Annotated in this window: 10 protein-coding genes; 7 read left to right on the top strand and 3 right to left on the bottom strand. The window is 48.9% G+C overall.

Translation table 11 applies throughout. The annotated features are described in order from the left end of the window. The first annotated feature begins 57 nt into the window (after nt 1-57). The 7 genes from lolA (at nt 58) to IX31_RS06285 (ending at nt 9,131) form a co-directional block, all read left to right on the top strand. On the top strand, nt 58-669 hold the full coding sequence (gene lolA, locus IX31_RS06315; RefSeq protein ID WP_034456386.1) for an outer membrane lipoprotein periplasmic chaperone LolA: 612 nt from the start codon (nt 58-60) through the stop codon (nt 667-669). A gap of 8 nt (nt 670-677) precedes the next feature. Then, nucleotides 678-2,021 (top strand): replication-associated recombination protein A, encoded by a 1,344-nt coding sequence (locus IX31_RS06310; protein ID WP_034456385.1) that lies wholly within the window; start codon nt 678-680, stop codon nt 2,019-2,021. 94 nt (nt 2,022-2,115) lie between these two features. Further along, a complete protein-coding gene (serS, locus tag IX31_RS06305; RefSeq protein ID WP_034456384.1) occupies nt 2,116-3,408 on the top strand; it encodes a serine--tRNA ligase in 1,293 nt (430 codons plus the stop codon). Between the two features lie 353 nt (nt 3,409-3,761). Then, nucleotides 3,762-6,206 (top strand): dimethylsulfoxide reductase subunit A, encoded by a 2,445-nt coding sequence (gene dmsA, locus IX31_RS06300; protein WP_034456383.1) that lies wholly within the window; start codon nt 3,762-3,764, stop codon nt 6,204-6,206. A 10-nt stretch (nt 6,207-6,216) separates the two neighbouring features. Further along, nucleotides 6,217-6,834, top strand: coding sequence for a DMSO/selenate family reductase complex B subunit (locus tag IX31_RS06295; protein ID WP_034456382.1), 618 nt, complete (start codon nt 6,217-6,219; stop codon nt 6,832-6,834). A 1-nt stretch (nt 6,835) separates the two neighbouring features. Then, nucleotides 6,836-7,696, top strand: a complete 861-nt coding sequence (locus IX31_RS06290) for a dimethyl sulfoxide reductase anchor subunit family protein (RefSeq protein WP_034456381.1) — start codon at nt 6,836-6,838, stop codon at nt 7,694-7,696. A 286-nt stretch (nt 7,697-7,982) separates the two neighbouring features. Next, on the top strand, nt 7,983-9,131 hold the full coding sequence (locus IX31_RS06285; protein WP_034457201.1) for an MFS transporter: 1,149 nt from the start codon (nt 7,983-7,985) through the stop codon (nt 9,129-9,131). Nucleotides 9,132-9,203: 72 nt separating this feature from the next. On the opposite strand, the gene pflA is transcribed toward IX31_RS06285, so the two are convergent. From pflA to focA, 3 genes are all read right to left on the bottom strand, one after another. Continuing rightward, complete coding sequence (gene pflA, locus IX31_RS06280; protein WP_034456380.1) at nt 9,204-9,944, bottom strand: pyruvate formate lyase 1-activating protein; 741 nt, start codon at nt 9,942-9,944, stop codon at nt 9,204-9,206. 275 nt (nt 9,945-10,219) lie between these two features. Beyond that, nucleotides 10,220-12,502 (bottom strand): formate C-acetyltransferase, encoded by a 2,283-nt coding sequence (pflB, locus tag IX31_RS06275; RefSeq protein WP_034456379.1) that lies wholly within the window; start codon nt 12,500-12,502, stop codon nt 10,220-10,222. 53 nt (nt 12,503-12,555) lie between these two features. Continuing rightward, nucleotides 12,556-13,413: a formate transporter FocA gene (gene focA / locus IX31_RS06270; protein ID WP_034456378.1), complete on the bottom strand. Its 858-nt coding sequence runs from the start codon at nt 13,411-13,413 to the stop codon at nt 12,556-12,558. Between the last annotated feature and the right edge of the window lie 363 nt (nt 13,414-13,776).

Below are 13,776 nucleotides of genomic sequence, written 5' to 3'. Positions count from 1 at the left end.
GCAGCAGAAATACCACAGCGCAGTCGCTTTGTGGCGCATGAATTTTAAGGAATCATAATGAAAAAAATCGCTATTACTTGTGCTTTGTTGGCTGCTCTGACTGCAACCGCTGCCTGGGCAGACGCCGCAGGTGATCTGAAAGCTCGTCTGGACAAAGTCAGCAGCTTCCACGCGAGTTTTACTCAGAAAGTGACTGATGGCAGTGGTGCCGCAGTCCAGGAAGGTCAGGGTGATTTGTGGGTTAAACGTCCGAATTTGTTCAACTGGCATATGACTCAGCCAGATGAAAGCATTCTGGTTTCTGATGGCAAAACATTGTGGTTCTACAATCCGTTTGTTGAGCAAGTTAGTGCAACTTGGCTGAAAGATGCGACCGGTAATACCCCGTTTATGCTGATTGCGCGCAACCAAAGCAGTGACTGGCAGCAATACAACATCAAACAAAGCGGCGACGATTTTGTTCTGACTCCAAAAACCAGCGCTGGGAACCTTAAACAGTTCACCATAAACGTCGGGAACGACGGGACTATCCATCAGTTCAGTGCGATTGAGCAAGACGATCAACGCAGCAGCTATGCACTGAAAACGCAGCAGAATGGCGCGGTGGATATGAGTAAGTTTACGTTTACCCCGCCTAAAGGCGTGACGGTGGACGACCAACGTAAGTAGAGGTATGAGTGAGCAACTTGTCGCTCGATTTTTCTGAGAATACCTTCAAACCTCTGGCCGCGCGTATGCGGCCAGAAAATCTCGCGCAATATATCGGCCAACAACATCTACTCGCACCGGGCAAACCGCTTCCAAAAGCGATAGAAGCGGGGCATCTCCATTCAATGATTTTATGGGGGCCGCCGGGCACGGGCAAAACGACATTGGCTGAAGTAATTGCTCACTATGCTGACGCGGATGTAGAACGCATTTCGGCTGTCACTTCAGGTGTCAAAGAAATCCGCGAAGCCATAGAGCGCGCACGCCAGAATCGCAATGCCGGGCGGCGCACAATTCTGTTTGTCGACGAAGTCCATCGCTTCAACAAAAGCCAGCAAGATGCTTTTTTGCCCCACATTGAAGACGGCACGATTACGTTTATCGGCGCAACCACTGAAAATCCCTCATTCGAGCTCAATTCGGCACTGTTGTCGCGCGCTCGCGTTTACTTGCTCAAATCGCTCACCCCTGAAGATATTGAGAAAGTTCTCGACCAGGCGATGAATGATGCTGCGCGCGGCTACGGTGGGCAAAATATCGTCCTGCCTGATGACACGCGTCTTGCAATCGCAGAACTAGTCAATGGGGATGCACGCCGCGCATTAAACACGCTGGAAATGATGGCTGATATGGCCGAAATTGATAACAGCGGTCAGCGTGTTCTACAAATTGCTCTGTTAACTGAAATTGCTGGGGAACGCAGCGCTCGCTTTGATAATAAAGGCGACCGTTTTTACGATCTTATTTCTGCGTTACACAAGTCGGTGCGTGGCTCATCACCTGATGCAGCTCTGTACTGGTATGCGCGTATCATCACCGCCGGTGGCGATCCGTTATACGTTGCCAGGCGTTTGCTTGCGATCGCGTCCGAAGATGTGGGAAATGCCGATCCTCGTGGGATGCAGGTTGCTATTTCTGCGTGGGACTGCTTTACCCGTGTCGGCCCGGCAGAAGGCGAACGTGCAATTGCTCAGGCCATTGTTTACTTAGCCTGCGCGCCTAAAAGTAATGCGGTTTACACCGCATTCAAAGCCGCAATGGCGGATGCTCGTGAGCGTCCGGATTATGACGTTCCGGTTCATTTACGTAATGCCCCAACCAAACTGATGAAAGAAATGGGGTATGGTCAGGAGTATCGCTATGCTCATGATGAACCCAATGCTTATGCTTCCGGAGAAGTTTACTTCCCGCAGGAAATGGCACAAACACGCTATTATCAGCCGACAAACAGAGGTCTTGAAGGCAAGATTGGTGAAAAGCTCGCCTGGCTTGCTGAACAGGATCAAAATAGCCCGACAAAACGCTACCGATAATTCAGGTGTTGCGGTAAGGTTAGCAAGACTATCATTGCGGTTGCAGGCTGTGACCGCTATCCCCTTCATTTAATTCGATAAGCACAGGATAAGCATGCTCGATCCCAATCTACTGCGTACAGAGCCAGACGCAGTCGCTGAAAAACTGGCACGCCGAGGCTTCAAGCTGGATGTAGAAACGCTGCGCTCTTTAGAAGAGCGTCGTAAAGTATTGCAGGTTAAAACAGAAAATCTGCAGGCTGAGCGTAACTCGCGATCGAAATCCATTGGCCAGGCGAAAGCTCGTGGGGAAGACATCGAGCCGTTGCGTTTGCAAGTCAACCAGTTGGGTGAAGAGCTGGATGCAGCAAAAACTGAACTTGATGTCCTGCTTGCAGAGATCCGCGACATCGCGCTGACGTTGCCTAACATCCCGGACGATTGCGTGCCGATGGGTAAAGATGACAGTGAAAATGTTGAAATCTGCCGCTGGGGTGAGCCGCGTAAATTCGATTTTGAAGTGCGTGACCACGTGACGCTGGGCGAAATGGCTAAAGGTCTGGATTTCGCATCTGCTGTTAAACTGACCGGTGCTCGCTTTGTTGTGATGCAAGGGCAAATTGCTCGTCTGCACCGCGCCCTGAGCCAGTTTATGCTTGACCTGCATACTGAGCAGCATGGTTATATTGAGAACTATGTTCCGTACTTGGTAAACCACGACACGCTTTATGGTACAGGCCAATTGCCTAAATTTGCTGGTGACTTGTTCCATACTCGTCCGCTGGAAGAAGAAGCCGATGCCAGCAACTATGCATTGATCCCAACCGCAGAAGTGCCGTTGACCAACCTGGTGCGTGATGAAATTCTCGATGAAGATACTCTGCCGCTGAAAATGACCGCACATACCCCATGCTTCCGTTCTGAAGCGGGTACTTACGGTCGTGACACGCGTGGTCTTATCCGTCAGCACCAGTTCGATAAAGTTGAGATGGTGCAGATTGTGCGTCCGGAAGACTCTATGGAAGCACTGGAAGAGTTGACCAGCCACGCGGAGAAAGTCCTGGAGTTATTGAATCTGCCATACCGCAAAGTGTTGTTGTGTTCTGGTGATATGGGCTTTGGCGCGGTCAAAACTTACGATCTGGAAGTGTGGCTGCCTGGGCAGGATACTTACCGTGAAATCTCCTCTTGCTCCAACTGTGGAGATTTCCAGGCACGTCGTTTGCAGGCTCGCTGCCGCAGCAAATCAGACAAGAAAACCCGTTTGGTGCATACGCTGAACGGTTCTGGTCTGGCTGTAGGTCGTACACTGGTTGCGGTACTTGAAAACTACCAGCAAGCAGATGGCCGAATCGAAGTTCCTGAAGTGCTGCGTCCGTACATGAAAGGGCTCGAGTTCATCGGCTAATGTATTAGTGCTGCTTTATTCTCGAAAAGCGCCTGCGGGCGCTTTTTTTATGCCGTAAACATTCTCATTACCACAGATAATCTGCCTTTATTGACACCAGACAATAACAAATACCCCTATATGGGTATTATCCCTCCCGGAAAGAGAGTGGCGATTATTAATACAATTCGTTCAGGGTCCTTATCATTTGATGGTTTCAGGTTACATGATGTAACTGGACTAACAATTGTGGCCCTGACATAAACCAAAACACTCCTTTCTCTTTTGGGCTGAGCAATGGATACGCATACCGCAATTTAGTCAGTAACCGTTGTCAGCTTGTTTAAATGTGAGCACTAAACAAGTGGGTCATTATGAAAGAGAAAACTTCTAATGCGGTCCTTACCGCACAAGTGAGTCGCCGTAAGCTGGTGCAAACCACTGCTATCGGTGGACTTGCTGCTGCGAGTGGAGCATTAACACTTCCCTTTAGCCGCCTGGCTTTTGCACAGACCGCCTCTGATACCGAAAGCGCTGCTGAAAAAATTATCTGGAGCGCCTGTACAGTAAACTGCGGCAGCCGTTGCCCACTTCGGATGCATGTGGTGGACGGTGAAGTAAAATACGTTGAGACAGACAATACCGGTGATGACAATTATGAAGGGTTGCATCAGGTTCGTGCCTGCCTGCGTGGCCGCTCAATGCGTCGTCGTGTCTATAATGCCGATCGTCTGAAATATCCAATGAAGCGTGTTGGTGCACGTGGAGAAGGGAAATTTGAGCGCATCAGTTGGGATGAAGCCTACGACACCATCGCTAACAGCATGAAAGGCATCATCAAAGAGTACGGTAACGAAGCCATTTACCTGAACTACGGCACCGGTACGCTGGGTGGAACGATGACCCGTTCCTGGCCGCCGGGTTCAACATTAATCGCCCGCCTGATGAACTGCTGTGGTGGTTATCTGAACCATTATGGCGACTATTCAACCGCGCAAATTGCTGCTGGACTGAACTATACCTACGGTGGCTGGGCGGATGGCAATAGCCCATCTGATATTGAAAACAGCAAATTAGTCGTGCTGTTTGGCAATAACCCTGGTGAAACGCGTATGAGCGGCGGCGGGGTGACTTACTATCTTGAACAAGCGCGCGAGAAATCTAATGCTCGCATGATTATCATCGATCCGCGTTACACCGATACCGGCGCAGGCCGTGAAGATGAATGGATTCCTATTCGTCCTGGTACTGATACCGCCCTTATCTCAGCTTTAGCATGGGTAATGATCACTGAAAATCTGGTTGATCAGCCATTCCTTGATAAATATTGTGTCGGTTACGACGAAAAAACCCTTCCAAAAACGGCTCCAGCAAACGGGCATTACAAGGCTTATATTCTTGGTGAAGGGACTGATGGCAAGGCTAAAACGCCCCAATGGGCGGCCCAAATTACTGGTATTCCAGCCGATCGCATCATTAAACTTGCTCGTGAAATCGCCACGGCGAAGCCGGCATTTATTAGCCAGGGCTGGGGGCCGCAGCGCCACTCAAATGGTGAGCTGGTTTCCCGCGCCATCGCGATGTTGTCGATTCTGACCGGCAACGTTGGAGTTCACGGTGGCAATAGTGGTGCGCGGGAAGGTTCATACAGCCTGCCATTTGTTCGCATGCCGACGTTGAAAAACCCAGTGCAGGCCAGTATTTCAATGTTCCTTTGGACAGATGCCATCGAACGCGGCCCTGAAATGACCGCCACTCGAGATGGTGTGCGCGGCAAAGATAAGCTCGATGTGCCAATTAAAATGGTCTGGAACTACGCCAGTAACTGTCTGATTAACCAGCATTCAGAAATTAACCGTACCCACAATATCCTGCAAGACGACAAGAAATGCGAAATGATTGTGGTGATCGATAACCACATGACGTCATCAGCAAAATACGCTGACATTTTGCTGCCTGACTGCACCGCTTCTGAGCAGATGGATTTCTGTCTCGATGCGTCATGCGGCAACATGGCTTATGTAATTTTTGCCGATCAGGCGATCAAACCGCGTTTTGAGTGCAAAACCATTTACGAGATGACTACTGAACTGGCAAAACGCATGGGTGTTGAGCAACAGTTCACTGAAGGACGCACGCAAGAAGGCTGGATGCGTCATCTCTATCAACAGTCTCAGGAAGCGATTCCTGGCCTACCGAGCTTTGATGAATTCCGAAAGGTTGGCATCTTCAAGCAGCGTGACCCTGAAGGCCACCACGTGGCGTATAAAGCCTTCCGCGAAGATCCTGTGGCGAATCCACTGACGACACCATCAGGGAAAATTGAAATCTATTCTGAACAGTTAGCCGAAATTGCAGCCACCTGGCAACTTGATGAAGGAGATGTCATCGATCCGCTTCCAGTCTACAGCGCCGGTTTTGAAAACTTTGGTGACCCGCTTGCCGAGAAATGGCCATTGCAGATGACCGGTTTCCACTACAAAGCGCGTACTCACTCAACCTACGGCAATGTGGATGTGTTGAAAGCAGCCTGCCGCCAGGAAATGTGGATCAATCCCATTGATGCGCAGCAACGTGGAATTAAGAACGGCGATACAGTGCGCATCTTCAATGGGCGTGGGGAAGTTCAAATCAACGCAAAAGTGACTCCACGCATAATACCTGGCGTTGTCGCGATGGGGGAAGGGGCCTGGTATAGCCCGGATGCCAATAAAGTTGACCACTCGGGTAGCATTAACGTGTTAACCACGCAGCGGCCATCGCCACTTGCAAAAGGCAACCCATCCCACAGTAACCTTGTCCAGGTCGAGAAGGCGTAAGGAATAGCTGATGACAACCCAATACGGATTTTATATAGACTCCAGCCGCTGCACTGGTTGTAAGACCTGTGAGCTGGCTTGTAAAGATTACAAAAATTTAGGCCCGGACGTCAGCTTCCGTCGCATTTATGAATATGCCGGTGGTGACTGGCAGCAAGACAACGGGGTCTGGCAACAAAACGTATTTGCCTACTATCTGTCGATTGCCTGTAACCACTGTGAAGATCCAGCTTGCACGAAGGTTTGTCCAAGTGGCGCAATGCATAAGCGTGAGGACGGATTTGTCGTGGTAAACGAAGATGTTTGCATTGGCTGCCGTTATTGCCACATGGCTTGTCCGTATGGCGCACCTCAGTACAACGCAGAAAAAGGCCATATGACTAAATGCGACGGCTGTTACTCGCGTATTGCCGAAGGTAAGAAACCTATTTGTGTTGAATCTTGCCCGCTTCGTGCATTGGATATGGCTCCTATTGACGAACTGCGTAAGAAATATGGCGAACAAGCGGCTATTGCACCGCTACCATCAGCGCATTTCACGAAGCCAAATATTGTCATTAAACCTAACGCCAACAGCCGCCCTTGTGGGGATAAAACCGGCTATCTGGCAAACCCGAAGGAGGTGTGAGATGGGTAACGGATGGCATGAATGGCCGCTGATGGTCTTTACGGTTTTAGGGCAATGTGTCGCAGGTGGTTTTATCGTCATGGCGTTAGCGTTGCTGACAGGTGTTTCCGACCGTGCACAGCAAAAGCGTGTGCACTGGACGATGATCGTGCTGTGGGTGCTGATGGGAATTGGTTTTATGGCCTCAGTACTGCATCTCGGTTCACCGTTACGCGCCTTCAACTCGCTTAATCGCATTGGGGAATCAGCATTAAGTAATGAGATAGCCAGTGGCTCGGTCTTCTTTGCGGTAGGCGGTTTCTGGTGGCTGATTACCGTGCTGGGCAAAATGCCGCAGGCACTGGGTAAAATCTGGATGGTGTTGACGATGATTCTGGGCGTGTTCTTTGTCTGGATGATGTGCAAGGTTTACCTGATTGACACCGTACCAACATGGTATAGCGCTTATACACCGTTGAGTTTCTTCCTGACAATGTTTATTGGTGGCCCACTGCTCGGTTACTTATTGCTGAGCGTTGCAGGCGTAACGGGGTGGGGAATGCGCCTTCTCCCGGCAATTTCATTGCTGGCTGTTGTAATAAGTACTGTGGTTGTGATGTTGCAGGGTATGGATTTAGCAACAATCCACAGCTCAATTACTCAGGCATCAGCACTGGTTTCTCAATATGGTGCATTAATGTCATGGCGCTTGCTGGTGCTGGCACTTGCATTAGCTTGTTGGATTATCCCGCAACTAAAAGGTGGCCAGGCAAACCCTGCAGTTCTGACATTCGCTTTCGTGCTGATTATTGTTGGTGAACTGATTGGCCGTGGTGTGTTCTACGGTCTTCATATGACGGTTGGTATGGCTATCGCAAGTTAGTAGACCAAGCGACTAAATGCGCTTTAGGGCGCATTTAGTCTTTTCGGATAAAAAAATATCATCCGATTGACCATGAAATTTTTCATCCAACCCGCTTCGATTCCTAATACCTGATCCTATCAAAAACAGAGAGATAGCATTTCGTCTATATGCTTTGCTCACAAGTAAGATAAGTTTTTCAAATCGACAGTTTTCAAATCGTGCCAGGCCACGCCAGCACTGGATTGACAATCATTTTCCCAGTGGCATGATGCGCACAAATTATTCTCTTCCTCGCGGTTTCTACATGTCCACCTATACCCGGCCAGTGATGCTTTTGCTCTGTGGTCTGATGCTTTTGACCCTGGCGATAGCGGTTTTAAATACTCTGGTCCCGCTTTGGTTAGCTCACGAAAATCTTCCAACCTGGCAAGTCGGGATGGTGGGGTCGTCGTACTTTACAGGAAACCTGGCGGGTACTTTGCTGACCGGGTGGCTAATTAAGCGTCAGGGGTTTAACCGTAGCTACTATCTTGCCTCGCTGATTTTTGCAGCGGGTTGTGCAGGTTTGGGGCTGATGACCGGCTTCTGGAGCTGGATGATGTGGCGCTTTGTAGCGGGTATCGGCTGCGCGATGATTTGGGTGGTGGTTGAAAGCGCGCTGATGTGTAGCGGCACTTCCCACAACCGCGGGCGCTTGCTGGCGGCCTACATGATGGTTTATTACGTTGGCACCGTACTGGGTCAATTGATGATAAGCAAGATGCCAACGGATTTAGCCAGCGTATTACCGTGGGTGACCGCACTTATTCTGACTGCGATTCTTCCGCTGCTGTTTACCCGCATAGTGAATGATCGCAACGAAAACCAGGAAGCAACGCTTGTCTGGCCAATGTTGCGTCTGCGCTATGCGCGTCTTGGCGTGAACGGTTGTATTATTTCAGGGATTGTTCTCGGTTCGTTATACGGATTAATGCCGCTGTATTTGAACCATAAAGGTGTGAGCGATGCCGGTATTGGTTTCTGGATGGCGGTGATGGTCAGTGCCGGTATTGTCGGGCAGTGGCCGGTAGGGCGCCTGGCCGATCGCTTTGGCCGTTTACTGGTGCTACGTGTTCAGGTATTTATTGTGATACTTGGTTGCATGGCAATGCTAAGTAATGCGGCGATGGGGCCTACATTGTTTGTGCTGGGAGCGGCCGGTTTTACACTTTATCCCGTGGCGATGGCATGGGCCTGTGAGAAAGTTGAACATCATCAGCTGGTAGCAATGAACCAGGCTCTGTTACTCAGCTATACCGTAGGTAGTTTGCTTGGTCCAACGTTTACCTCAATGCTGATGCAAAGTTTCTCGGATAACTTGCTGTTCGTAATGATAGCTGGCGTCGCATTTATCTACTTACTGATGCTGCTGCGTAAAGCGGGCCCCCATTCAACACCCATTGCCCACGCCTGATATTGAAATACAAAAAAGCCCCTCGGTGTGGAGGGGCTTGTTGCACAGAGCGACGATACTGCAATCGAAAACTTAGTACATCACCTTGTGACCATACTGTTCCAGAATGCTTTTTACGCGTTCCATAGTCTCTTTCTTCGGTGGATGTACGCCATCAAGTTTGTACTCTTCGCCCATCGCTACCCATTTGTGCTTGCCCAGTTCGTGGTAAGGCAATAGCTCAATTTTCTCGACGTTGCCCATATCGCGGGTAAATTCGCCAAGGCGATGCGCGGAATCATCATCGTCAGACCAACCAGGCACGACAACATAACGAATCCAGACGTTAACGTTTTTATCTTTCAGATAGCGTGCAAATTCCAGAGTACGATGGTTAGAAACACCCACCAGGTTCTGGTGAATTTCATCGTTCATCTGTTTTAAATCCAGCATCACCAGATCGGTCACTTCCAACAATTCATCGACTACCGGATCATAACGGCGCACAAATCCATTGGTATCAAGACAGGTATGGATACCTTCTTTGCGGCAGGCGCGGAACCAGTCACGAACAAATTCCGCTTGTAGCATAGCTTCGCCGCCTGAGGCTGTTACACCACCACCAGAAGCGTTCATAAAGTGGCGATAGGTCACCACTTCTTTCATCAGTTCTTCAACGGTAATTTCTTTGCCGCCGTGTGTGTCCCATGTATCACGGTTATGGCAATACAGGCAGCGCATCAGGCAGCCCTGGAAGAAGGTGATAAAACGAATACCGGGACCATCCACGGTACCGCAGGATTCAAAGGAATGAATTCGGCCAATTACTGACATTGCGGTGTTCTCTCCAGTATTGGTTCATGCTTTTAAGCAAGAACCAGGTTGAGCGCGGTCGAATAAAATCCTTGCCGCGTCGAATCAATTTTGCGAGATAACTTAAACGTAGCAGTTATCTTGCAAAATCGGTTCATATACCCGTCATCCTTCAAGCTGCAGGGGTGAGGGAGTGCAGCCAACACCCCTGCAACTCGAATGCTAACGGATATACATAAGAAAAGGCCCCCCATAAGGAGAGCCTTTATTCTACGCCTTTTCAGACAAACCGGAAATTACATGGTTTGAGTGAAGGTACGGGTAATAACGTCCTGCTGTTGTTCTTTAGTCAGGGAGTTAAAACGTACAGCGTAACCAGATACACGGATGGTCAGCTGAGGATATTTCTCAGGGTGTTCCATCGCATCCAGCAGCATTTCACGGTTCATAACGTTCACGTTCAGGTGTTGACCACCTTCGATGGACGCTTCGTGGTGGAAGTAACCATCCATCAGACCCGCGAGGTTAGTTTTACGAACTTCGTCGTCTTTACCCAGTGCGTTAGGAACGATAGAGAAGGTGTAAGAGATACCATCTTTAGCGTAAGCAAACGGCAGTTTAGCAACGGAAGTCAGAGAGGCAACAGCACCTTTCTGGTCACGACCGTGCATTGGGTTAGCACCTGGACCGAATGGAGCGCCAGCGCGACGACCGTCTGGGGTGTTACCAGTTTTCTTACCATAAACCACGTTAGAGGTGATGGTCAGAACAGACTGAGTCGGGATAGCGTTACGGTAAGTAGTCAGTTTCTGAATTTTCTTCATGAAACGTTCTACCAGGTCAACAGCGATATCATCTACGCGAGAATCGTTGTTACCGAACATTGGGTATTCGCCTTCGATTTCGAAGTCTACAGCCAGGCCGTCTTCGTCACGAATTGGTTTAACTTTCGCGTATTTGATTGCAGACAGGGAGTCAGCTGCAACAGACAGACCCGCGATACCACAAGCCATGGTGCGAACAACGTCACGGTCATGCAGAGCCATCAGAGACGCTTCGTAGCTGTACTTATCATGCATGTAGTGAATGATGTTCAGCGCAGTGACGTACTGTTTAGCCAACCAGTCCATGAAGTGGTCAAGACGATCCAGAACGTTATCGTAGTCCAGAACATCAGCCATGATTGGTGCTTCTTTAGGACCGATCTGCAGTTTCAGTTTTTCATCAACGCCGCCGTTGATTGCATACAGCATGGTTTTCGCGAGGTTAGCACGAGCACCGAAGAATTGCATTTGCTTACCAACAACCATTGGGCTTACGCAACAAGCAATCGCGTAGTCGTCGTTGTTGAAGTCAGGGCGCATCAGATCATCGTTCTCGTATTGCAGAGAAGAGGTGTCGATGGAAACTTTAGCTGCGAACTTCTTGAAGTTCAGTGGCAGTTTTTCAGACCACAGAATAGTGATGTTCGGCTCCGGAGACGGCCCCATGGTGTACAGGGTGTTCAGGAAACGGAAGCTAGATTTAGTAACCAGAGTACGGCCATCTACACCCATACCGGCGATAGATTCGGTCGCCCAGATTGGGTCACCAGAGAACAGCTCATCATACTCAGGGGTACGCAGGAAGCGAACCATACGCAGTTTCATGACCAGGTGGTCAATCATTTCCTGTGCTTCAAGCTCAGTAATTTTGCCTGCTTTCAGATCACGTTCGATGAATGCATCCAGGAAGGTGGATACGCGACCGAAGGACATTGCAGCGCCGTTCTGAGATTTAACTGCAGCCAGGTAGCCGAAGTAAGTCCACTGAATAGCTTCTTGAGCATTTTTAGCAGGACCAGAGATATCGCAGCCATATTTAGCAGCCATTTCTTTGATCTGACCCAGAGCACGGTGTTGCTCGGAGATTTCTTCGCGCAGACGAATAGTTGCTTCCAGATCTTCGCCGTTTTCCAGTTTGGTCTGCAGAGAGTTGAACTGAGCAAATTTGTCTTTCATCAGGAAGTCGATACCGTACAGCGCAACGCGACGGTAGTCACCGATGATACGACCACGACCATAAGCATCCGGCAGACCGGTGATTACGCCTGATTTACGGCAGTTCAGGATGTCTTTGGTATAAACGTCAAACACACCCTGGTTGTGGGTTTTACGGTATTCGGTGAAGATCTTTTTAAGCATTGGGTCAAGTTCACGACCGTATACTTTGCAAGAACCTTCAACCATTTTGATGCCGCCGAACGGAATAATTGCACGTTTCAGCGGAGCATCAGTCTGCAGACCCACGATAGTTTCGAGGGACTTGTTGATGTAACCAGCATCATGAGAGGTGATGGTGGATGCGAGGTCAGTGTCGAAGTCAACAGGCGCGTGAGTGCGGTTTTCCTGTTTAACGCCTTCCATGACGCTGTCCCACAAAGTGGTAGTTGCTTCAGTAGCACCTGCCAGGAAGGACTCGTCACCCTCGTAAGGGGTGTAGTTTTTCTGAATAAAGTCACGCACGTTGACTTCATTCTGCCAGTCGCCTTTGGCAAAACCTTCCCAGGCTGTGGCTAACTTCTCATTAAGCTCGGACATTTAACACCTACCTTCTAATGTGGATTTCTTATTCCCTACACAATGGTTAGCACTTAGTGCTTATCACCACCGCGCAGATAAATTACCCAGTACGTCAACCCAACCAGTAAACCACCACCGATGATGTTCCCGATTGTCACGGGGATTAAGTTATCAGTGATGAAGTTCAACACGGTCAAGTGTGTGAAATTGTCCGGAGACGACCCAACTGCGGTCCAGAATTCCGGGCTTGCAAAGTTGCGTACTACAATACCCATAGGGATCATGAACATGTTTGCGATACTGTGCTCAAAACCACTAGCGACAAACATGGCGACCGGGAGGATCATAGCAAACATCTTGTCCATCAAACTGCGACCTGAGTAGCTCATCCAGACAGCCAGACAGACCATCAGGTTAGCCAAAATACCCAGGCACACAGCTTCAATAAAGGTGTGGTGCATTTTATGGTCTGCAGTTTGTAGCACATTCAGACCCCACGCACCGTTTGCTGTCATATACATACCTGATAGCCAAATCAGCACCACAAATAGCAGTGCCCCAACCAGGTTGCCAACGTAGACGTTGATCCAGTTTTTGGCTAGCTGACCCCAGGTGATACGTCCACTGGCTTTAGCAACAACGATTAACACTGTAGAAGTGAAAAGGTCTGCACCGCAGATGACACACAGGATAAGCCCTAAGGAGAAGCATGTACCGCCAATCAATTTTGCAATACCAAACGGAATTGTTGCGGTACCGGTGGTAGCCGTGATGTAAAAGACAAAGGCAATCGAGATGAACATACCCGCAGTTATCGCTAAATAAAACGTGGTTAGCGGGTGTTTTGTTGCTTTATAGACGCCAGCATCTTCGGCAACTTTCGCCATAGCAGCTGGGAGCAATAGATCAAAAGGGTTGTCAGCTTTCACACTAACTCTCTCTTATTTAATTCGGCGACGAGATACTAACAAAGCATTATAGAGTAAAATTTGATATGGATCATATCTCGCCAAGCTTATAGGCCTGAAAAAAGCAGGTGTTTACCTGATTTTCAGTTCAAGTTATTGATTGTAGTGATAAAAATAAAGTTTAAATTTTATAATCTAATTTGATATTTAACCTCGAAGCTCTTCTGTTTGATTAATTAGAATGGAGTATTTCAATAATTTGGCAACAGCATTTGTAATTTAATTTAATAATATTTCACCAATATTTAACCATTGAGTCACAAGTGAAATTATTACGCGGCCAATAAAAACACGGGGCAATAAAAATCGCCCCGTAATATAGCG

Source organism: Buttiauxella noackiae (assembly GCF_000737905.1).
Taxonomy (GTDB): Bacteria; Pseudomonadota; Gammaproteobacteria; order Enterobacterales; family Enterobacteriaceae; genus Buttiauxella; species Buttiauxella noackiae.
The sequence above is the reverse complement of the archived record's forward strand: the minus strand, read 5'-3'. Positions and strand labels throughout refer to the sequence as shown.